The 21,712-nt window shown below is 64.8% G+C and carries 19 protein-coding genes; 6 read left to right on the forward strand and 13 right to left on the reverse strand.

Going from position 1 to position 21,712, the window contains the following annotated elements; genetic code table 11:
* Positions 1 to 20: 20 nt before the first annotated feature.
* On the reverse strand, positions 21 to 731 hold the full coding sequence (locus tag ABIA96_RS10655) for a TetR/AcrR family transcriptional regulator (RefSeq protein ID WP_354136987.1): 711 nt from the start codon (positions 729 to 731) through the stop codon (positions 21 to 23).
* A gap of 116 nt (positions 732 to 847) precedes the next feature.
* On the opposite strand from ABIA96_RS10655, the gene ABIA96_RS10660 reads away from it, so the two are divergent.
* From ABIA96_RS10660 to ABIA96_RS10670, 3 genes are all read left to right on the forward strand, one after another.
* On the forward strand, positions 848 to 1,828 hold the full coding sequence (locus ABIA96_RS10660) for a tripartite tricarboxylate transporter substrate binding protein (protein ID WP_354136988.1): 981 nt from the start codon (positions 848 to 850) through the stop codon (positions 1,826 to 1,828).
* A 10-nt stretch (positions 1,829 to 1,838) separates the two neighbouring features.
* Complete coding sequence (locus ABIA96_RS10665) at positions 1,839 to 2,639, forward strand: ABC transporter substrate-binding protein (protein WP_354136989.1); 801 nt, start codon at positions 1,839 to 1,841, stop codon at positions 2,637 to 2,639.
* Positions 2,640 to 2,717: 78 nt separating this feature from the next.
* Entirely contained in the window at positions 2,718 to 3,968 is a 1,251-nt protein-coding gene (locus ABIA96_RS10670) for a DUF763 domain-containing protein (protein ID WP_354136990.1), read from the forward strand.
* On the opposite strand, the gene ABIA96_RS10675 is transcribed toward ABIA96_RS10670, so the two are convergent.
* From ABIA96_RS10675 to ABIA96_RS10685, 3 genes are all read right to left on the reverse strand, one after another.
* Positions 3,869 to 5,176, reverse strand: coding sequence for a cytochrome P450 (locus ABIA96_RS10675; RefSeq protein ID WP_354136991.1), 1,308 nt, complete (start codon positions 5,174 to 5,176; stop codon positions 3,869 to 3,871). The genes ABIA96_RS10670 and ABIA96_RS10675 overlap by 100 nt on opposite strands.
* Positions 5,177 to 5,268: 92 nt before the next feature.
* A complete protein-coding gene (locus ABIA96_RS10680) occupies positions 5,269 to 5,595 on the reverse strand; it encodes a hypothetical protein (protein WP_354136992.1) in 327 nt (108 codons plus the stop codon).
* 106 nt (positions 5,596 to 5,701) lie between these two features.
* Entirely contained in the window at positions 5,702 to 6,475 is a 774-nt protein-coding gene (locus ABIA96_RS10685; protein ID WP_354136993.1) for a ferredoxin--NADP reductase, read from the reverse strand.
* A gap of 157 nt (positions 6,476 to 6,632) precedes the next feature.
* Here ABIA96_RS10685 and ABIA96_RS10690 point away from each other — a divergent pair, with 157 nt between their 5' ends.
* Positions 6,633 to 7,829 carry an amidohydrolase family protein gene (locus tag ABIA96_RS10690; protein ID WP_354136994.1) on the forward strand — a complete coding sequence of 399 codons (1,197 nt, stop codon included), beginning with the start codon at positions 6,633 to 6,635 and terminating at the stop codon, positions 7,827 to 7,829.
* A 139-nt stretch (positions 7,830 to 7,968) separates the two neighbouring features.
* Here ABIA96_RS10690 and ABIA96_RS10695 read toward each other — a convergent pair whose 3' ends face one another.
* The 8 genes from ABIA96_RS10695 to ABIA96_RS10730 all read right to left on the reverse strand — a co-directional run bounded on the left by ABIA96_RS10695 (position 7,969) and on the right by ABIA96_RS10730 (position 16,219).
* Positions 7,969 to 8,436 (reverse strand): MarR family winged helix-turn-helix transcriptional regulator, encoded by a 468-nt coding sequence (locus tag ABIA96_RS10695; protein WP_354136995.1) that lies wholly within the window; start codon positions 8,434 to 8,436, stop codon positions 7,969 to 7,971.
* Between the two features lie 25 nt (positions 8,437 to 8,461).
* Positions 8,462 to 9,166, reverse strand: a complete 705-nt coding sequence (locus ABIA96_RS10700) for an ABC transporter ATP-binding protein (RefSeq protein ID WP_354136996.1) — start codon at positions 9,164 to 9,166, stop codon at positions 8,462 to 8,464.
* Positions 9,163 to 9,954 carry an ABC transporter ATP-binding protein gene (locus tag ABIA96_RS10705; protein WP_354136997.1) on the reverse strand — a complete coding sequence of 264 codons (792 nt, stop codon included), beginning with the start codon at positions 9,952 to 9,954 and terminating at the stop codon, positions 9,163 to 9,165. Before ABIA96_RS10705 ends, ABIA96_RS10700 begins: the two co-directional genes overlap by 4 nt.
* On the reverse strand, positions 9,951 to 11,840 hold the full coding sequence (locus ABIA96_RS10710) for an ABC transporter permease (RefSeq protein WP_354136998.1): 1,890 nt from the start codon (positions 11,838 to 11,840) through the stop codon (positions 9,951 to 9,953). Before ABIA96_RS10710 ends, ABIA96_RS10705 begins: the two co-directional genes overlap by 4 nt.
* 153 nt (positions 11,841 to 11,993) lie before the next feature.
* Complete coding sequence (locus ABIA96_RS10715; protein ID WP_354136999.1) at positions 11,994 to 13,196, reverse strand: ABC transporter substrate-binding protein; 1,203 nt, start codon at positions 13,194 to 13,196, stop codon at positions 11,994 to 11,996.
* A 78-nt stretch (positions 13,197 to 13,274) separates the two neighbouring features.
* The gene (locus ABIA96_RS10720) at positions 13,275 to 13,859 is read right to left on the reverse strand and encodes an amino acid synthesis family protein (RefSeq protein ID WP_354137000.1); all 585 of its coding nucleotides are present in this window, start codon (positions 13,857 to 13,859) and stop codon (positions 13,275 to 13,277) included.
* Between the two features lie 15 nt (positions 13,860 to 13,874).
* Positions 13,875 to 14,771, reverse strand: a complete 897-nt coding sequence (locus tag ABIA96_RS10725; protein WP_354137001.1) for a UPF0280 family protein — start codon at positions 14,769 to 14,771, stop codon at positions 13,875 to 13,877.
* A complete protein-coding gene (locus ABIA96_RS10730) occupies positions 14,768 to 16,219 on the reverse strand; it encodes a 6-hydroxynicotinate reductase (protein WP_354137002.1) in 1,452 nt (483 codons plus the stop codon). The genes ABIA96_RS10725 and ABIA96_RS10730 overlap by 4 nt, the downstream gene beginning before the upstream one ends.
* Positions 16,220 to 16,485: 266 nt before the next feature.
* On the opposite strand from ABIA96_RS10730, the gene ABIA96_RS10735 reads away from it, so the two are divergent.
* Both ABIA96_RS10735 and ABIA96_RS10740 read left to right on the forward strand, forming a co-directional pair.
* On the forward strand, positions 16,486 to 16,968 hold the full coding sequence (locus tag ABIA96_RS10735; RefSeq protein WP_354137003.1) for a (2Fe-2S)-binding protein: 483 nt from the start codon (positions 16,486 to 16,488) through the stop codon (positions 16,966 to 16,968).
* Entirely contained in the window at positions 16,968 to 20,483 is a 3,516-nt protein-coding gene (locus tag ABIA96_RS10740; protein ID WP_354137004.1) for a molybdopterin cofactor-binding domain-containing protein, read from the forward strand. Before ABIA96_RS10735 ends, ABIA96_RS10740 begins: the two co-directional genes overlap by 1 nt.
* A 1-nt stretch (position 20,484) precedes the next feature.
* Here the strand turns inward: ABIA96_RS10740 and ABIA96_RS10745 are convergent, their stop codons facing one another.
* Positions 20,485 to 21,453 (reverse strand): catechol 2,3-dioxygenase, encoded by a 969-nt coding sequence (locus tag ABIA96_RS10745; RefSeq protein WP_354137005.1) that lies wholly within the window; start codon positions 21,451 to 21,453, stop codon positions 20,485 to 20,487.
* Positions 21,454 to 21,712 lie beyond the last annotated feature (259 nt).

Here is a 21,712-nt window from a genome sequence, read left to right on the forward strand (position 1 = left end):
CTCCCCTCGGGCGATCTCTTTCAAGTCTTGCTGCTTGCAGCAGTCCGTCGCCGCACCGGCGCCGCCTGATCCAGAGCCGGCGCCTGGAACGCGGCGACGGTGGCCTGCACCAATTGCTCGATCGCACTGGCGGCATCGCTGCCATCCGCCTCGCCGCGCGACAGTCGCGAGACGCGGTCCGGCGTCACCAGCGAATAATAGAGCGCGCCGAGCAGGAAGTGGCTGCGCCAGACGATGTCGGTGCGCGGAACATGCGGCAGGCTGTCGTGGATCGCGTCGATGAAGGCGTGGCTGGTATCGTCAAACGTCTGCGCGATGATCTTTCGCGCGACCTCGTTGCCCTCGGCCGACATGACGGCGCGGAGCCGCGTGAAGCGCGCGCCGCCGCCGGCGAGATCGCTGCCCGAGGTGAAGGCCGGCAGCACATAGGCCCGCACCACCGCTTCCAGCCGGTCCTGGAGATCGCGCACGCGCCTGGCGGCGGCGAGCAACTCCGAGCGGCGGAGGTTCATCGGCCCGCAATGGCGCCGGTAGATCTCCAGCAGCAGACCGTCCTTGGTCTTGAAATGATAGGTGACGCTGCCCGGATTGGCGCCGGCGGCCTGTGCGATATCACGCACCGAGACGGCGTTGAAGCCGTTGGTGGCGAACAGCTCCTCTGCCGCGGCGAGGATCGCCTCGCGCATGTTCGGCTTGCGTGCCGTTTCCTTGCTGGTGGGCTTGCGTACCATGTGATTTGTACTATCGTACAAAAGATCAGGTCTCGTCAACAAAAACCACGGGCAGCGTCCCGAAGCGGCTCGGAAGACCACCGTGCGGACGCGAATGCCCCAGGGAGTGCTGAATAATGCTGGGTTTGAACACGAAGATCGGCGCTTTGATGCTCGGCGCCGGCCTGCTGCTCGCAGGCAGCGTCGGGCAGGCCGCCGACAACTATCCGAGCAAGCCGGTCCACATTCTCGTCCCCTACGCGGCCGGCGGTGCGGTTGACGTACTGGCGCGAACGCTCGGCCAGGCGCTGGCGAAGACCTGGGGCCACCAGCCCGTGGTCGACAACCGGCCCGGCGCGGGCGGCATCGTCGCCTCGCAGGCGCTGACGCAGGCTGCGCCCGACGGCTACACATTGATCCTGGTCGCGAGCGGCCATCCGCTGAACCAGTTCATCTATCCAAGCGTGCCCTATGACACGTTCAAGGACTTTACCGCAATCAGCGAAGTCGCCTCCTCGCCGCTCGCGATCGTGGTGGCGAAAGACAGTCCCTACAAGACGCTCGGCGATCTTCTGGCTGAGGCCAAAAAAGACCCTGACAAACTGTCCTACGGCATGTCCGGCAACGGCACCTCGGCGCATCTCGCCGGCGAGTTGCTCAAGCACATGTCCGGCACCAAGATCGTCCCGATCCCCTACAAGGGCGGCGCGCCGGCGCTGACCGCGGTGATCGCCGGCGAGATTCCGCTCAGCATCAACCCGCTCGCGGAAGCCATCGGCCAGCTCGAAGGCGGCCCGGTGCGCGCACTCGCGGTGACTTCGGCCGAACGCTCCAAGGCGCTGCCCAATGTTCCGACCGTCGCCGAATCCGGGGTATCAGGCTATGACGTCTCGGTCTGGTGGGGCGTGCTCGGGCCGGCAAAAATGCCGCCGGAGATCGTGGCGAAGCTCGAGACTGATCTGAAGGCGGCGCTAAGGGATCCGAACGTAATTTCCACGCTCGGCAAGATCGGCGCGGCCCCCGTCGGCTCCTCCGCCAAGGACTTTGACGCCTACATGCACGCCGAGGCGGCCAAATGGGAGCCGGTGCTGAAGGCTGCCGACATCCGCGCGCAGTGAGGTTTTTCACATGAGGACCTCTTCCGGGTTTCTCTCGCGCACCGCGCTTCCCGCCGTCGCGATCATCGGCCTGCTCAGCGCGCCCGCGCGCGCCGACGGCGAGGCAAAGCTGCTGGCGCCGAGCGGCACGTTGCGCGTCGGCATCTATCCGGGCAGCCCGACCTCGATGGTGACGGATCAGGCCGGCAAGCCGCACGGCCTCGCTTACGATCTCGGCGGCGAGTTGGCAAAACGGCTCGGCGTCGGCATCGACTATGTCAGGTTTCAGCGTGTCGCCGACATCGTCACCGCGATCCACGACGGCCGCGTCGACTTCACCGTGACCAACGCCACACCGGCCCGCGCCAACGACGTCAGCTTCAGCCGGCCCGTGCTGGCGATCGAACTCGGCTATCTCGTTCCCGCGAACTCGCCAATCGGCAAGATCGAGGATATCGACAAACCCGGCGTGAAGATCGGCGTCACCAAAGGCTCGACCTCCGAGCGCACCCTGCCCGCAAAGTTCAAGAACGCCACCATCGTTCCCGCCGAGAGCGTCAAGGTCGCCATCGCCATGTTCGGGAGCAGTGAGATCGATCTCTACGCCACCAACAAGCCGACACTGTTCGAGATGTCCGACCAGATGCCGGACGCAAAAATCCTAGACGGCAATTGGGGCGCGGAGCACATGGCCATCGCGATTCCGAAGGGGCGCGAAGACGCCATTCCCTTACTCAACCGCTTCGTCGCAGAAGAGCAGTCATCCGGTGCGCTGGACACGATCCAGCAGCAGGCGGGCTTGCGCGGCGCGACCAAGGCGACGCGGGAGTAGATCCTCCGCGCCGCGCTTCGCGCAGCGCAATTCGACGGATGGCGATGTAATCGAAGCCGAGTTCGGCTATCATTCATCATGACTCGTCGTACCGGCAGCGCCGATCTTCCACTCCATACCGGGCGGGTTCCGCCGTGGCTGGCGAGCCGCATGGCCTCGCTCGGCGCCATCGTCACGCAGGCGATCGTGCATCATTACGGCCGCGATGCGTTCATGCAGCGGTTGTCGCACCCGTTCTGGTTCCAGTCGTTCGGCGCTGTGATGGGGATGGACTGGCACTCCTCTGGCATCACGACCTCCGTGATCGGCGCGCTAAAGCACGGGCTCGGCCCGCTGCAGGACGAGCTCGGCATCTATGTCTGCGGCGGCCGCGGCCAGCATTCGCGCAAGACACCGGACGAGTTGATGCAGCTCGGCGACCGCGTCGGCTTCGACGGCGTGAGCCTCACGCGCGCCAGCCGTCTGGTGGCGAAGGTCGACAGCGCCGCCGTGCAGGACGGTTTTGACCTCTATCTGCACGGCTTCTTCGTCACCGCCGATGCGAAGTGGACGGTGGTGCAGCAGGGCATGAACGGCGACAAGCGCCAGGCCCGCCGCTATCACTGGCATTCCGAGGCGCTGAAGAGTTTTGTCGATACGCCGCACAGCGCGATCGACGGCCCGCAGCAGGGCGAGATCGTCAATCTCACCGACCATCGCGCCGATGTCTCTCGCAACGTCCAGTTGGAGCTCCTTAGCGATCTCGGCCCCGATCGGATCCTGACCGAATTCGAGCGGCTCACCGGGACTGCGCTCGAACCGGCGCAAGGCATGCTGCCGCATCTGATCATGCCCGCGCATCACGACGTTCGGCCGAAGGACGTGTTCGCGCGCCGCCTGCATGGCACGCTGGCCGCGGCCGCCGAGCGCGGCCCGGTCGACTTCCCCGAGTTGCTGCTGACACCCGGCGTCGGCGCGCGCACCGTGCGTTCGCTCGCGATGGTCGCCGAGGTCGTGCACGGTGCGCCCTATCGTTTCAACGACCCCGCGCGCTTCTCGCTCGCCCATGGCGGCAAGGATCGGCATCCCTACCCCGTTCCGATCAAGGTCTACGACGAGACCATCCGCGTGCTGAAGAGCGCGATCCAAAGCGCCAAGCTCGGACGCGAGGAGGAGATGCAGGCGATCAAGCGGCTCGACGACCAGGCGCGGCGGCTGGAGCGCACCGCAAGCGGGCCGTCGGTCGAGACCTACATCGCGCGCGAACGTGCAGCCTCTCCCGATCTCGACGGCCGCTCCGTGTTCGGCTGGGAGCGCGATATCGTCGCATCGCGCAAATCGACGGGCTGACGTTCGGACGCGATCACCGGCAGTTTCGCAATCGCGCGGATGCCCGGCCGCTTGCGCCAATGGATCTGTGACGGATCGACGGCGAGACTGAGCCGCGGCCAGCGGGTAAACAGCGCCTGGAGCGCGCACGCGCCTTCGATCCGCGCCAGCTGATGGCCGAGACAGAAATGGATTCCCGTGCCGAAGGACATGTGGCGGTTGGGCTTGCGTTCGAGATCGAGCCGCGCCGGTTGCTCGTGCACCGCCGGGTCCATGTTCGCCGCCGCGAGCATGACCATGACGCGATCGCCCTTCTTGAGGCGCACGCCTTCGAGATCGACATCGCGCCGCAAGTAACGCGGCTTGGAGAACTGCACCGGAGAGACGAAGCGCAAAAACTCTTCCACCGCCAGCCCGGCACGGCTCCAATCCTCCTCCAGCCAGTCCCGGAGGCCGGGATTGGCGAGGAGTTCGTAAACCGAGCCGCTGATGAGATGCGTGGTGGTCTCCGAGCCCGCCGCGAGCAGCAGGAACACCATCGAGACCATTTCGTCCGGCGTGATCTCGCCGCCCTCGCGCTCGACCTGGACCAGCTCGGCAATCAGGCCCTCGCCGCCCCGCTCGCGCGCGACCTGCAATTGCTTTTCGAGATAGGCTCGCATCTTGCGGAACGCGAGCAGCAGGCGAAAGAAACTGACGACGTTCGTCAGCGAGGACATCGCATTGGCCCAGGCGATGAAGCGCGGGCGATCGGCCAAGGGCAGACCGAGCAGCTCGGAGATTACCGAGAGCGGCAGGATGCGCGCATAGCTCTCAACGAGATCGGCCGGGCTGCCCTTCGCAAACAGCTCACCGGCCAGACCATCCGCAATGGCACGGATGCGCGGCTCCATCGCAACGATGGCGCGGCGGCGAAAGGCTTCGTCCACGATGCTGCGCAGCCTGGTGTGATCCGGCTCGTCCATCGTCAGCATGTTGTTGGCGATAGTTCTGACCAGCCCCGGCATCCACCAGCGCAGGCCAGCCACGTCGCCATCTTCCTTGCGCAGCGTGAAGGTCGTGCTGTCCTTCAGCACCTGCGCGGTCGCATCGTGGGTTGTGGTGATCCAGACGTCGCCGACAAGCGGAAAGCGCGTCGCGACCACAGGGCCGGCTGCCCGCAGGGCCGCGATAGCCCTGGGCGGATCGCGAAAGAAGGCCTCGCTGGTGAAATCGAGCCGCGGTGCCATGGGATCACCGAACCGGTTGATGGCGCCTCAACGAGATGGTGAGCGACGCCGCCGGCGCAAGGACCGGAACCGGCCCTTCTTGGGCAGCGGGATTAGCCGCGCCCCGGCGAGCGCGGACCGGTCTTGCGTTGCTGCTGGTTGGTATAGGCATCCCAGTGGCCCCAGCTGCCGTTGCTCAGACTTTGCATGTCGGTGCCGAGCGGACGGCGTGTGCGCTTGTCGTGGTCAGCAATCGCACGCTCGGACTGCGCAATCTTGCGCTTGAGGTCCGCGACCGCCTTCTGGGTCTGGCCGTCGCGCTTCGCGGACGCAATCTCGCCCATCGTGAAGCGCGCGGTCTCCAGCGCCTTCAACTCGGCGCGGTTCTTCTTCAACTGGACCCGGTGCCAGGCGATGTTGCTGTCGCTGTCCGCAACCATGTGGGAACTCCGCTGATTCGCTCCCACAGTGTATCGCGCGCCGAATCGGCGCGGCAACGCCCCCGCGGTGGCGAAAATACGGTCTTATGACGCAGAAATTCCGGGCCTAGCGCTCGGCAAAAGCCTTTTCGACCACGAACTGGGCCGGCTCGCCGTGATTGCCTTCCACGAAACCGCGCTCGGCCAGGAGCACGCGGGTGTCGGCGACCAGCGCCGGGCTGCCGCAGATCATGACGCGGTCGTGGGCTGCTTCCAGCCCCGGCAGGCCGATGTCGTCGAACAACTTGCCGGAGGTGATGAGGTCGGTGATGCGGCCGCGGTTGCGGAAGGGATCGCGGGTCACGGTCGGGTAGTAGATCAACTGGTTGCTGATGTACTCGCCGAGCATCTCGTCCTTCGGCAGGTGCTCGTTGATCATCTCGCCATAGGCGAGCTCCTTCACGTGCCGGCAGCCGTGCAGCAGCACCACCTTCTCGAACCGCTCATAGGTCTCGGGGTCCTTGATCACGCTCAGGAACGGCGCGAGGCCGGTACCGGTGCCGATGAGATAGAGGTTGCGCCCCTCCTCCAGATTGTCGATCACCAGCGTGCCGGTGGCCTTGCGGCTGACGATGATCTCGTCGCCTTGCTTCAGATGCTGGAGCCGCGAGGTCAGCGGACCGTCCGGCACCTTGATCGAGAAGAATTCGAGGGTGTCCTCGTAATTGGCGCTGGCGACGCTGTACGCCCGCAGCAGCGGCTTCTCGCCGACCTTGAGCCCGATCATGGTGAATTCGCCGTTGCGGAAACGGAAGGTCGGGCTGCGGGTGGTCTTGAAGGAGAACAGCGTGTCGGTCCAGTGGTGGACGCTCAAAACGCTTTCCTGATTGAAATTGCTCATCTCACCTTCCCTGTCGCTTCCAATGCGGTTCCGAGGCGGGCAGCTATGCGTCGTTTGTATACGATCATTCGTATACTAATGAATAATCCTGCTTGCTCCCGGGGTCAAGGCTGCCCAAGATCGAAAGCGTTGCAGTTAGGAATAAGGAGCCCCTTCCATGGCGCATGACGCACCCCAGGCCACCGGACCCTCGAAGCTCGTGATCCGCAATATCGGCCTGATCCTGTCCGGCGCGATGGAAAAGCCGATCTTGGACGGCGACACCATCGTCGCCGAGAACGGCAAGATCACCGGGATCGGCCGCTTCAAGGACCTCAACACGGACGACGCGACCACGATCGTCGAGGCCAACGGCACCACGGTCGCGCCAGGCCTGATCGACAGCCACGTCCACCCCGTTGCGGGCGACTGGACGCCGCGTCAGAACCAGATCGGCTGGATCGACAGTAATTTGCATGGCGGCGTCACCACGATGATTTCCGCAGGCGAAGTTCACATGCCCGGGCGTCCGCGCGACGTCGTCGGGCTGAAAGCCATGGCGATCTTCGCCCAGCGCGCCTTCTGGAATTTGCGGCCCGGCGGCGTGAAGGTTCACGCCGGTGCGCCCGTGATCGAATGCGAGATGGTCGAGGAGGATTTCAAGGAGCTGGCCGCGGCCGGCGTCAAGCTGCTCGGCGAAGTCGGCCTCGGCGGCGTCAAGGACGGCCCGACCGCGCGCAAGATGGTCGGCTGGGCCCGCAAATACGGCATCCAGAGCACCATCCACACCGGCGGCCCCTCCATCCCCGGCTCCGGGTTGATCGACAAGGACGTGGTGCTGGAGGCCGACACCGACGTGGTCGGCCACATCAACGGCGGCCACACCGCCCTGCCTGACGATCAGATCCGCTGCATCTGCGAGGGCTGCAAGCGCGGCCTCGAGCTCGTGCACAACGGCAATGAGCGCTCGGCCCTGTTCACGCTGCGTATTGCGCGCGAGATGGGCGATCTGCATCGCGTCATCCTCGGCACCGACGCGCCCGCCGGCTCCGGCGTGCAGCCGCTCGGCATTTTGCGCATGGTCTCGATGCTGTCATCGCTCGGCGATTTGCCGGCGGAAATCGCGTTCTGTCTCGCCACCGGCAACACCGCGCGGATGCGCGAGCTCGATTGCGGCCTGATCGAGGTCGGCCGCTCCGCCGATTTCGTCATCATGGACAAGGCGCAGCACTCGCCCGGCAAGACCATTCTGGAGAGCGTGCAGCTCGGCGACCTCCCCGGCATCGGCATGACCATCATCGACGGCATCGTGCGCACCCAACGCAGCCGCAACACGCCGCCGGCCGGCAGGGTGCCGGACGTGGTGACGAAGTAGATCAGGAAAACAGTGCCGTAGGGTGGGCAAAGCGAAGCGTGCCCACCATTCTCCTTGAGCCGCAAAGATCGTGGGCACGGCGCGTTGCGCCTTTGCCCACCCTACGGCACCGATTTTCACCGCATGGACGAGACCGTCGTCACCGCAGCTTGTTCAACAGCGCCATCAGCAGTTCGCGCTCCTTGGCATCAAGCGGCGCCAGCGTCTCGCGGGTGATCGCGATCGCGTTCGGCGCCAGCTTTTCCGACAGCTGCTGACCGGCGCGCGTCAGGCTCACCAGCAGGCGCCGTCCATCCTCGGGATCCTGGCTCGTCTCGGTCAGGCCACGCGCCGTGAGGCGGTCGATCACGCCCTTGATGGTCGCGACATCCATCGACGTCAGCCGCCCAAGCTGGTTCTGCGAGCACGGCCCGGTCTCGACGAGCTTTGACAGCGCAGCCCACTGCGTCGGCGTCAGATTGGTGCCGATGTCGCGCGAGAAGATCGAGCTGTGGCGCTGCCAGACCTGTCGCAGGATGAAGCCGACCTGCTCGTCGAGCACATAAGACGGCTTGTGTAATGATTTGGCCGGCTTCACGCTCTTCTTCGCCGCGACGCTTCTCGCCATTCGCTCGCTGCCCTTCTCTTTGCTCTCACAACGACAAATGTGCGTCGCGGATATCCGGACGCGCGTCGAGCTCGGCCATGGTCCCGCCGAAGCAGATGCGACCACGCTCGATGATATAGGCACGATCGGAAATCAATCGCGCAAAGTGCAAATTCTGCTCGGAGACGACGATACTGACGCCCTCCTTCTTCATGGTCAGGATGGCATCGACCATCTGCTCCACGATTTTTGGCGACAGGCCCTCCGAGGGCTCGTCCAGCAGGACCAGCGACGGATTGCCCATCAGCGTGCGAGCGATGGTGAGCATCTGCTGCTCGCCACCGCTCATGCGGCCGCCGGGACGGTTTTTCATCTCGCCCAGATTGGGAAACAGCGCGAACAGCTTTTCACGATTCCAGTGCGGCGCGTTGGGACGCTTCGGCTGCCGGCCGACTTCGAGATTCTCTTCCACCGTCAAATCGGTGAAGATGCGCCGCTCCTCCGGCACATAGCCGAGCCCCTCGCGCACGATCTCGTGCGTCGGCTTCGCCGAGACATCCTTGCCCTCGAACATGATGCGGCCGGTTCGCTGCGCGACGAGGCCAACGATCGAGCGGAACGTGGTCGACTTGCCGGCACCGTTACGCCCGAGCAGCGCCACCACCTCGCCCTCGCCGACTTCGAAACCGATGTCGAACAGGATATGCGCCGGACCGTAATGGCTGTTGAGGTCTTGCACCGTGAGCTTCATGCTGAGGCTCCCCCGCGATGCCCGGCATCATAGAGCAGGCCCTCGCCGAGGTAGATCGCCTGGACCTGTGGATTGCCGCGTACCTCGGCCGGCGATCCCTCGGCGATCAGCGTTCCCCGATTCAGCACGATGATACGGTCGGCATGCTCGAATACCACGTCCATGTCATGCTCGGTGAAGAGCACGCCGATTGATTTTTCCCTCGCGATTTGAGCCGTGAGCCGCATCAGCTCGACGCGCTCGCGCGGCGCCATGCCGGCAGTCGGCTCGTCCATCAGCAACAGCTTCGGCTCATTGGCCAGCGCCACCGCGAGTTCGAGCCGCTTGAGGTCGCCATAGGCAAGCTCGCCGCAGGGCCGATCGGCGTAGCCGCCCATGCCGACGAGTTCGAGCAGCCGGCCGGCCTCGCCGCGGTCGACATTCGGCGCCGAGCCCCAGAGATTGAACAGCTGCTTGCCATGCGAGATCAACGCGACCTGCACGTTCTCGCGCACGGTCATGGTGGCGAATGTCGCCGTGATCTGGAAGGTGCGCCCGACGCCGAGCCGCCAGATCTCGCGCGGCTTCTTGCCCGTTGTCTCTTCGCCAAGCAGGCGCACGCATCCTGAGTCTGGCCGGTTCTGGCCGTTGAGCATGTCGAAGCAGGTGCTCTTGCCGGCCCCGTTCGGCCCGATCAGCGCCAGAATCTCGCCGGCGCGCAGCGAGAACGAGACGCCGCGCACTGCATGGATGCCACCATAGGATTTGGTCAGGCCTTCGACGGTGAGAAGTGGGGGTGCGACGCTCATTCGGCGGACTCGATCGGCTTGGCCAGCAAGGAGGAGCCCGGTGGCGAGGACTTCCTGCGGCGCTGCGCCAGAATCTCAAGCATGCCGACGATGCCCTTCGGGAAGACGACGACGATCAGTACGATGAAGCCGCCGAGCACGAGCTTCGACAGATCGGTCTGGCTGACCAGCCAGATATTCAAGGCCTTGTAGACGATGGCGCCGATCACTCCGCCCGACACCGTCTCGACGCCGCCAAGCAGCACCATGACCAGCGCATCGACTGAGAGCGAGATGCCGAGATTGTCCGGGAAGACGCTGCCCTTGAGGTAGGCGAACAACGCGCCGCCGATGCCAGCAGTGGTTCCCGCGATCACGAAGGCGGTCCACTGGATGCGCTTGGCATTGATGCCGACCGCCTCGCTGCGCAACAGCGAGTCACGTGTGGCGCGGAGCGCGTAGCCGAACGGCGAGAACACCATGACCCGCAGTGCAATCGTCACGAGCGCTGCGACGCCGAGCGCGAGCCAATAGAAATGCGACGGGCTCGCCGCCCATTTTTCCGGCCAGACGCCCAAAATGCCGTTGTCGCCGCCGGTGACGCTCACCCACTGGAACGCGATCGACCACACGATCTGCGCGAAGGCGAGCGTCAGCATCGCGAAGTAGACGCCGGAAAGCTGCACGGCGAAGAAGCCGAACACGGCAGCGCCCATGCAGCCGAGCAGCGGGCCGAGCAAGAGGCAGACGATCATCGGCAATCCCGCCATTTTGGCGAGAAACGCGACGCCGTAAGCGCCGAGACCAAAATAGGCGGCATGGCCGAAGGATGCGAGCCCACCGACCGACATCAGGAAGTGCAGGCTGACGGCGAAGATCACGAAGATCGCGATCTCCGAGCCGACGGTCAGTGCGTAGTTGCCGGCGAACAGCGGCAGCATCGCCGCGATGACGAGTGCCGCAAGTGCCGCCAGCCGCTCGTTCGACGTCAGCGGCCGCCAGGGATTGACGGTGAGGCCCGGCGTCTTGCGCGCGGCCGCCTCCGGCTTGCCGAACAGGCCCCAGGGCCGCACGATCAGCACCGCGGCCATCACCAGGAAGACCAGGATGATGGAAATCTTTGGGAAGATCAGGATGCCGAAGGCGTTGAGCTCGGAGACCAGCACCGCCGCGACGAAGGCGCCGACGATGCTGCCGAGACCGCCGATCACGACGACGACGAAGACCTCGACGATGATGCGCAAGTCCATGGCGTGATGCACGGCATCGCGCGGGATCTGCAGCGCGCCGCCGAGAGCGGCAAGGAAGACGCCGACCGCGAACACCGACGTGAACAGCCATTTCTGATTGACGCCGAGCGCTGCGACCATATCGCGGTCCTGCGTCGCTGCGCGCACCAGCACGCCCCAGCGCGTGCGCTGGAACAGCAGCCAGAGGATGCCGAGCACGACGGGACTGAGCACGATCAGGAACAGATCATAGCTCGGAATGTTCTGGCCGAAGAAATCGACCGCGCCCTTGAAGCCAGGCGCGCGACGGCCGACGAGATCGTCGGGGCCCCAGATCACCACCACGAGATCCTCGACCATCAAGGTGAGGCCAAACGTGCCGAGCAGCTGGAACAGTTCCGGCACGTGATAGATGCTGCGGAGCAGCACCATCTCGACGAGGACGCCGATCAGCGCGACGGCAAGCGCCGCCATGACCACCCCGCCCCAGAAGCCGAACGCACCGGAGAAGCGCTCGGTCAGCGTGAAGGCGATATAGGCGCCGATCATGTAGAAGGCGCCATGCGCGAAATTCACGATCCGCGTCACGCCAAAGATGATCGACAGGCCCGAGGCCACCAGAAACAGCGACGCTGCGCTGGCGAGACCGGTCAGAAACTGTGCGACGTAAAAGGCCATCGGCGGTCCGGGTTAGGCGTTAGTCTCAGTACGTGGCTTCATCCTTCGAGACGGCGCTACGCGCCTCCTCAGGATGAGGTCCGGGACCCTCATGGTGAGGAGCGCGGCAACGCCGCGCGTCTCGAACCACAAGGCCCCCGGTCTCTCCTTGCATCAATCCTTCGGGCGCAGCTTCTCGACTTCGGCGTCACTCGGCAGATAGTCCGAGCCCTTCTTGTAGGAGAAGTCCACCATCACGCCGTTGCCGTCCTTCTGCGCAGTCTTGCCGACGAAGGCGCCGAGGGTCGACTGGTGATCGATCTTGCGGAACGTGATTTCTCCGAACGGAGACGGCATCGAAAGACCTTCGGCCGCTGCGATCATCTTGTCGGTGTCGGTCGAGCCGGCCTTGGCCAGGATGGCGGCAGCCGCCTTGATGGTCTGGTAGCCGACGATCGAGCCGAGGCGCGGATAGTCGTTGTACTTGGCCTGGTAGGCCTTCAGGAACGCATCGTGCTCGGGCGTCTTGATCGAGTACCAGGGATAGCCGGTGACGATCCAGCCTTCGGGCGTCTCCTCCTTGAGCGGATCGAGATACTCAGGCTCGCCGGTCAGGAACGACACGACCTCGCGTCCCTTGAACAGCCCGCGGGTGTTGCCCTCACGCACGAGCTTGACGAGATCGGGACCGAAGGTGACGTTGAGGATCGCCTCCGGATTGGCCTGCGCCACCGCCTGCACCACCGGACCCGCATCGATCTTACCCTGCGGCGGCCACTGCTCGTCGACCCACTGGATGTCGGGACGCTTCTCCGACATCAGCTTCTTGAACACTGCGACCGCGGACTGGCCGTATTCATAGTTCGGCGCGATCGTCGCCCAGCGCTTGGCCGGCAGCTTGCTGGCGGCTTCCACCAGCATTGCGGCCTGCATGTAGTTGGAGGGCCGCAGGCGGAAGGTGTATTTGTTGCCCTTCGACCAGGTCACGGCGTCAGTCAGCGGCTCGGCCGCGAGGAAGAAAACCTTCTTCTGATTGGCGAAGTCGCTGACCGCGAGTCCGATGTTGGACAGGAACGTGCCCGTCAGCATGGCGACGCCTTCGCTGGAGACGAGCTCGTTGGCCGCGGTCTGTGCATCCGCCGGCTTGCCGCCGTCGTCCTTGGAGATGACGACGAGCTTCTTGCCGTTGATGCCGCCGGCGGCGTTGATCTCCTCGACCGCGAGCTGCCAGCCCTTGCGATAGGGCTCGGTGAAGGACGGCAGCAGCGAATAGCTGTTGATCTCGCCAATCTTGATGTCGTCCGCCAGGGCCGAATGGCCCATGCCGCCGGCCAGAAGCGCAAAGGCCGCGCCGACGAAGTAATTTCTTGCTCGCATCCCAACCTCCAGTTTTGAACTCTTATATCCCACCACAATCTTGCCGGAGAAGCTGTGCCCGCCCCTCCGAACCGTCCCTTATTTCAAACCGTCTTCGCCCTTGATCTCCGCAACCGTCAGCCCACCAACGCGCGGCAGCGGGCGACCGCTGTCGGTGACGGCGACCGCGACCATGATCTCGTTGGCGCGCGGCGCGTCGTTGATCTGCACTTCCATGCCGTCGAAATGACTGCGCACGAAGGCCGCATCCTTGTGGCCCAGCGGAATGTCCAGCGTCGTGCCGGGACCGCTGCGCTTCTTCGACGACGGAATCAGCGCCGCGCCCTTGCTCAGCACCTTGCGCACCGGCGCACCCATCTTGGGATGGAGGATGGCGGCGGCGTGCTCCAGCTCGCCATTCTCACCGACCGCCGCGGCCTTGCCGTAGCTCTGAGCCTTCGCACCGTCGATGCCGAGTGCGGCGACCGCACGCTTCGACAGCAGATCGCCGAGCTCCTCGCCGATCGCGATCAGCGCCGACAGATCCTCGACATATTTTCCGGCGAAGGGATTTTCGATCACGGCGATTGCAGCGGCCCGCCGGGTCGGCGGCGAGACCTGGCGGCCCATCTCCATTTGCGTCTCTTCGACGACGGTGACGATCTTGCGGATGATCGCGCTCATGTTTCGCTTCCCCGTTCAGGCACAAACCGCGTTCTCCAACACAAGCGGGCGCGGTCGTTGCTCTTCTATATCCTTGGTTCCGATGACAAGCATATCACCACAAAGCCGCAGCACGGCACCCTCGATCAGTCCGCGATCGAATAATTGCCGTGCACATTCCGCGCCAGATTCCAGCGCCGTGGCGATCTCGTTCTGCGACAATTCACCGACTTCGCGGGTGACGAGACGCGAGCCGAGATCGCTGTCGGGCTGAAGCTCGTTTGCGGGTTGCCGGACGATGGCGGGATGTCCGGGCAAATCGACGGCATTGGCGATAACAGTCGCAGCCGCGTCGGCTTGCGACGCTGTCGTCGCCAGCACCGTCACTGCATCGGCAATTCCGAGTGAAAAACTGCGGCCGTGGCGACCGCTAGTGGCAATGCCGCGCACAGGATCGTCCGCATAGACCCGCATGGTGCGCATCACCCCCTCGCGGTCCGGCCGATCCATCAGCCCCACCGAAAAATGCTCGTCCCGCCCGAGATGCAGCGCAATGTCGCCGCCATTGTTGATGTAGACCCGGTCGAGCGATGCAGCGTCCAGCATAGCCCCGAGAATCTCTTCCGCCACGCTGCCGGCAACCGCGGCCATTGGCGTGATGAAGCCCTCAGCAGCATAAGGCGCAACAGCCGCGTGCATCCGACGTGCCACCACGCCTTTCAGAGAAGTCAGCTTCTCGGCAGCCGCCCGCAATTCCCTGAGTTCCGCGCAAAGCTCATCGAGAAGCCCGGTGAACCGGCGCGCTGCGGCCTCATAGGCGGCGCGCACCTCGTCCGTGCGCCCCCTCGCCTCCACGATCAGATCAATCGGTCCATCCTGCAAATGCAGCCGCCGGCCATCAGACAGCAATGCGATTTGCGGGACCCGTGTCATGCCCGCCGTCCTGGAAGCGGGTCCTGCCAGGGCAACTGGCGGACATCGTCGCCGCGCCGCACCTCGGACAGCGGCTTCACATGATCCATGTGCCCGCCGAGCGCGGCATAGTCGGTCAATTTCATCGTGAATTCGATCGGCGCCACCAGCGCCGGCGTCGGCACATAGCCGAACGCACCTGCAGGCATCTGGGTCACGTCCACCATGTAGGTGATGCCGCCGCCCGGCCAGACATAGACCGCCGCGCCGCCGCTGGTGACGCGCGTCAGCGCATCCTTGACGGAACGCGTCAGCCGCACCGGATTGTCGGTGACGCCGGCCCGCAGCGAGCCGCCGGCGCCGGCCATGAACAGCACCGTGCACAGCGCGGGCTCGCAGTTTTCCTGGATGCGTTCGACCGAGAATTTCAGGTCGGCCGGCATCTCCGTTTCGATCGGCTTCAAGGCTTCGTCGAGCACGTAGTACGACGAGTGCTCACCGGTCGTGGAGACCATCAGCATCGAGAGGCCCGGCTTGGCTTCCTTGGTATCGAACGGCCCGAGGATTGCCAGCGGATCGGAAATGTTGGTTCCGCCCCAGCCTGTGCCGGGATCGGCGACCTGGAAATAGCGGCCGGGCGTCGAGCGCCGGCCCTTCATCTTGATGCCGGTGTCGGCGATGTCGAGCAGCTTGCCGGCCTGGTGCTCGCTGAGCACGCCGGTGATGTGGTCGTCGACGACCACGACTTCATCGACCTTGCCGTGCCATTGCTTGGCGAACATGCCGATCGTCGCCGAGCCGCAGCCGACACGCATGCGCTCTTCCTTCACGCCGTTAACGATCGGCGGCTGGCCGGCCTGCACCATCACGCTCGCGCCGCCGTCGATGGTGAGCTCCACCGCCTTGCAATTGGCGAGGTCCATCAGCGTGTCGCAGGTAACGCGACCCTCCTTCTTGGAGCCGCCGGTGAGATGATGCACGCCGCCGAGCGACAGCATCTGCGAGCCATATTCACTGGTCGTGACATGGCCGACCGCCTCGCCTTGCGCGCGCACGGTCGCGGTTTCCGGACCGAGATAGCGGTCGGTGTCGATCTTCACCTTGATGCCGCAATAGGAGAAGATGCCCTCGGTGACGACGGTCACCATGTCGACGCCGTCGACCTCGGAGGAGACGATGAAGGGCGCCGGCTTGTAATCCGGATAGGTCGTACCCGCGCCGATCGCGGTCACGAAAGTCGAGGCCTCATGGACGATCTTGCCATCCCAATCTTCGGTTCGGCTGAACGGCACCAGCTTGCCGCCCTGCGACACCGTGCGTTCGAGAATGATGTGCGGATCGACGCGGACGAGCTTGCCGTCGTGGTTGGCATAGCGATCGCAGGCGCCCGCCGCGCCCGGCTTGATGTAGCACATCACCGGACAGGCATCGCAGCGGATCTTGTCGATGGCAGCGCTCGTTGTTTCCATCACCCTGTCAAAGCCAGCAGACACCGTGGTTATCATTCGTATACGAACGATGTTGCGCGCGGTCCCGATAGCTGTCAAGCGGCGCCGCGCGCAAAAACATGGACCTGCCGAATAAAACCTCATTTGCCTGCCCGCTTTGTCCACAAAGCGAGCAATTGCGCTGCACTGCGGCATGGCCGCTTGCACGTTTGTGTACAAACGGTATCGTCGCGACGTAGATTTCAAGCGATCTGGAATTTTTGCGATCGCAGGGTTTGGGAACGAGGATGACGCAGGCACCGATCCGCCTCTCCGTGAACGGTGGGATCCACGACGTCACGGCAGAGCGCCAAACGCCGCTGCTCTATGTGCTGCGCAATGATCTCGGACTCAACGGTCCGAAATATGGTTGCGGCTTAGGGGAATGCGGCACCTGCACTGTCCTGATCGACGGCACGGCTGCGCGCTCTTGCGTGATTCCGATCAGCGGCTGTGCCGGACGCGACATCGTGACGCTCGAAGGCATCGGCACAAGCGACAAGCCGGATGTGGTGCAGCAGGCCTTCATCGACGAGCAGGCCGCACAGTGCGGCTATTGCCTCAACGGCATGATCATGACCACCAAGGCGTTGCTTGCGATCAACCCGGAGCCAACCGAACAGGAAGCGCTCGCGGCGCTGCGCTACAATCTTTGCCGCTGCGGCACGCATGTGGAAATCCTGCGCGCCGTGATGCGTGCGTCGGGCCAGCCTGCCGAGGCCCGTGATTGATGGCGTCCCCTCTCTCGAACGGAGTTGAGCGAGGTTCGCTCGTCGTCGTCCGCACGGTGGACGAGGTCACGTCCGAAACCTTCGTGCGGATCACCGCGGATGGGTCGGTGAGCGCCTATAACGGCCATGTCGATCTCGGCACCGGCATTCGCACCGCGCTCGGCCAGATCGTCGCCGAGGAGTTGGATGTCTCCTTTGCCCGCGTCGTCGTCGTGCTCGGCGACACCGCCATCGTGCCGAACCAGGGCGCAACGATTGCCAGCGAAACCATCCAGATCACCGCTGTGCCCCTGCGCAAGGCCGCAGCCCAGGCGCGCGACTTCCTGATCGCGCGCGCGGCGGAGCGGCTGGAACTGCCGGCCTCTGAGTTGACGATCGAAGACGGCCTCGTCCGCGGTCACGACAATCGCAGTGTCAGCTATGGCGAATTGATCGGCGGCGAGACCATTCGCCTCGAGCTTGCCGATGACGTCGCCGTCAAGGCTGTCGGCGATTACGCCATTGTCGGCCAGTCAATGCCGCGCGTCGATCTTCCGGCCAAGGCCACGGGCGAGCTGACCTTCGTCCACGACGTCCGGCTATCAGGCATGCTGCACGGACGCGTGGTGCGTCCACCCTATTCCGGCGTCGATGCCGGCCCGTTTGTCGGCACCAGCCTGATCGCGATCGATGAATCATCCGTCCGCGACATCCCCGGCCTCGTGGCCGTCGTGCATATCGGTGATTTCGTCGGCGTGGTCGCAGAGCGTGAGGAGAATGCGGTCCGCGCCGCGGAACAACTCGCGGTCCGCTGGAAGCCGACGCCGGCGCTAACCGACCTTTCCGATGTCGAAACCGCGCTGCGCGCCCATCCGTCGACGCCGCGCACGCTGATCGACAAGGGCGATGTCGATGCGGCGATCGCCGGCTCGGCGAAGCCGATGCAGCGCACCTACGTCTGGCCCTATCAGATGCACGCCTCGATCGGCCCGTCCTGTGCGGTTGCGGACTTCCAGGCCGGCAATGTCCGCGTCTGGTCCGGCACGCAAAATCCGCACATGCTGCGCAGCGATCTCGCTCTGCTGATCGAGCGGCCCGAGAGCGAGGTCGAGGTCATCCGGCTCGAGGCCGCCGGCTGCTACGGCCGCAACTGCGCCGATGACGTCACCGCCGACGCGCTGCTGCTCTCGCGCGCGGTCGGCCGGCCCGTACGCGTGCAGTTGACGCGCGAGCAGGAGCACGCCTGGGAGCCGAAGGGCACCGCGCAGCTCATCGACGTCAATGGCGGCCTCGATGCCGAGGGCGGCATCGCTGCTTACGATCTCGCCACGCGCTATCCGTCGAACGCGTCACCGACGCTGGCGCTGCTTCTGACCGGCCGTATCTCGCCTGAACCTGCCGTACTGCAGATGGGCGACCGCACCGCGATCCCGCCCTATGACTACGACAACATGCGCGTCGTCGCGCATGACATGGCGCCGATCGTACGCGCGTCCTGGTTTCGCGGCGTCTCGGCGTTGCCTAACACCTTTGCGCATGAATCCTATATCGACGAGGCCGCGACTGAGGCTGGCGTTGACCCGATCGAATATCGGCTGCGCTATCTGAAAGATCAGCGCGCCGCCGATCTCGTCAATGCGGTGGCCGAGCGCGCGGGCTGGACGCCACGGCCGGTCCGTGAGGAGAAAGACGGCGAGGTCGTGCACGGGCGCGGCTTTGCCTATGCGCTCTATGTCCACAGCAAATTTCCGGGTTATGGCGCGGCGTGGTCGGCCTGGGTTGCCGACGTCGCGGTGAACAAGTCCACCGGCGACGTCAGCGTCACGCGCGTCGTCGCCGGACAGGACTCCGGCCTGATGATCAATCCGGACGGCGTCCGCCACCAGATCCATGGCAACGTCATCCAATCCACCAGCCGCGCGCTGATGGAAGAGGTCTCGTTCGAGCGCGGCGCGGTGGCGGCGCGCGAATGGGGCGCCTATCCGATCATTCCTTTTCCCGACGTGCCGAAAATCGACGTGTTGATGTTGCCGCGGTCGGACCAGCCGCCGCTCGGCGTCGGCGAGTCCGCCTCGGTCCCGAGCGCGGCGGCGATTGCGAATGCGATCTTCGATGCCACCGGCGTGCGCTTCCGCGAGCCGCCGTTCACGCCGGAGCGCATCCTGAGGGGATTGCACGGTGATGCATCGGCGATGCCGCAAGCCCTGCCCGCGCCCGCCGCGACGCCGCCATCTCACATCTGGGAACATCCATTCGCCAGGCGCGCCGGCGTCTTTGCGACGATCGCAGCAGTCTGCACGGCCGCAATCGGGATCGGTGCGGCGCTGCTGCCGGGCCGCGCTATTGCGCCAATCGCGCGGCCCGATGCTTCGGTCTATTCAGCTGCAACGATCGCGCGCGGCGAGCAGCTTGCAGCACTCGGCAATTGCGCGGAGTGCCACACCAGCCTCACGGGCATGCTCAATGCCGGCGGCCGTGCGCTGGAGACACCGTTTGGAACGATCTACGCTACCAACATCACGCCTGACATCGAAACCGGAATTGGCGCCTGGTCCTACCCCGCCTTCGAGCGCGCGATGCGCGACGGCTTGCATCGCGACGGACGGCAACTCTATCCCGCCTTCCCCTATACGCACTTTTCCAAGACCAGCGATGCCGACATGCAGGCGCTCTACGCCTATCTGATGGCGCAGCCTTCGGTGCGCGCGACCGCGCCCGCGAACGCACTCGCTTTCCCCTTCAATCTCCGTCCGCTGCTCGCGGGATGGAATGCGCTATTTCACCGGACGAAAGAGTTCAAGCCCGATCCTGCGAAGTCGGAAGCCTGGAATCGCGGCGCCTATCTCGTCGAGGGCCTCGGCCATTGCAGCGCCTGCCATTCGCCGCGCAACGCGCTCGGCGCCGAGCAGCGCCAGGCCTATCTCGCCGGCGGCTTTGCCGAGGGCTGGGAAGCGCCGCCGCTGACCTCGCTCTCGCACGCGCCGATCCCGTGGAGCGAGGACGAACTTTTTGCTTACTTGCGCATCGGCCATTCGCGCCATCATGGCGTCGCCGCCGGCCCGATGGCGCCTGTTGTCAGAGACCTCAAAGCCCTGCCCGATCCGGACATCCGCGCGATGGCGGTCTATCTCAGCTCGTTCAACGACACCGCCGCTGACGCGCCCGCGCTGGCAGCGAGGCTGGAGAGCGCAACGCAAGTTAACCTCGCTTCGTCCAGCGGCGCGCGGCTCTACCAAGGCGCCTGTGCCGTCTGTCACGAGGTCGGCGGCCTGCCGCTGTTCGGCAGCCGTCCCTCGCTCGCGCTCAACAGCAATCTGCACAGCGCGAATTCGGACAATCTCGTGCAGGTGATTCTGCACGGCATCACCGAGCCCGCATCGAGCGATCTCGGCTACATGCCCGCGTTCAAGAGCAGCATGAGCGACACCCAAGTCGAGGAGCTCGTCAGCTTCCTGCGCACACAGTTCGCGCCGGACAAGCCGGCATGGACCGGCGTGCACGAGACGATCGCACGCGTGCGATCATCCGCCCGGTAAATCAGCCGTGCTTCTTCGCTTCCACCGGCGGCGTGCCGTGGGTGTGGAAGGACTCGATCGTCTTCAATCCCCAGGCCTGGCCCTTCTTGCGCTCTTCTTCCGTCCACACGATCGGCTTCCAGTCCGGCGCGAGGATGAGGCGAGCGCCGGCATTGGCGACTTCGACGCGGTTGCCGCCGGGCTCGTAGACATAGAGGAAGAAAGTCTGCTGGATCGCGTGCTTGTGCGGGCCGGTCTCGATGTGAATGCCGTTTTCCAGGAAAATGTCGGCAGCGCGAAGAATCTCCTCGCGGCTGTCGAGCGCGTAGGTGACGTGGTGGAAGCGGCCGGGCGTGCCGGAATGGTCGAGCGAATAGGCGAAGTCGTAGCTCTTGTTCGACATCGTCAGCCACATCGCGGCTTCCCGGCCGTCATTGAGCACGATCTGCTCGGTGAGCCGGCAGCCGAGATAGGTCTCGAAGAACTCGCGGTTGGCCTTGATGTCGACGGCGAGACAGTTGAGATGGTCGAGGCGGCGGACATTGACGCCGCGCGCGGGAAAGCGCTGCGCCTGGTTCTTCAGCGCGGGCTTCAGGTCCGGTGGCGCCTGATACCATTCGGTCTCGTAATAGAGCTCGACGATGTGACCATCAGGATCGCGACAGCGGAACGTCGGCCCCTGCCCCATGTCGCCGTCGATCCAGCCGATGTCGAAGCCGGAGCCCTTCAGCGCGGCGACGCGCCGCTCCAGCGCCTGCTGACTGCGCGCACGCAGCGCCATGTGTTCCATGCCCGAGGTCTTCGACGCCGTCAGCTTGAGCGAGTAGCGCTCGTAATCGTCCCAGCCGCGCAGATAAACCGACTCGCCCTTCTGCCCGCTCACCGTCATGCCCATGACGTCGACAAAGAATTTCAGGCTCTCGTCGGGCTTGGGCGTCAGCAGTTCCATGTGGCCGAGATGGGCAAGGTCGAGGATCGGTTCGGGCTGCATGGGTTTCCTCCAAAACTTGGCTAGCGAGGCGGGTCGATCCGGTGAGTGGATCGCTCGCGGGGGCGCAATATTGATCGGCGCCACAGGGCGGCGCCGACGGCCACCGGGTTCATTTGTACTAATGTACAAATGATTAGGTCTCGTCAACAAACCAAAGCGTGCCCGTCCGCGATCCACCGCCCTCCCCGCTGCGAACAGCCTGCCCCCGAACGGTGGACGGACTGCCCGAATGGTAAAATCTTCTTTAATTCGTTCTGGA

Source organism: Bradyrhizobium sp. LB11.1 (assembly GCF_040549385.1).
Classification (GTDB): domain Bacteria; phylum Pseudomonadota; class Alphaproteobacteria; order Rhizobiales; family Xanthobacteraceae; genus Bradyrhizobium.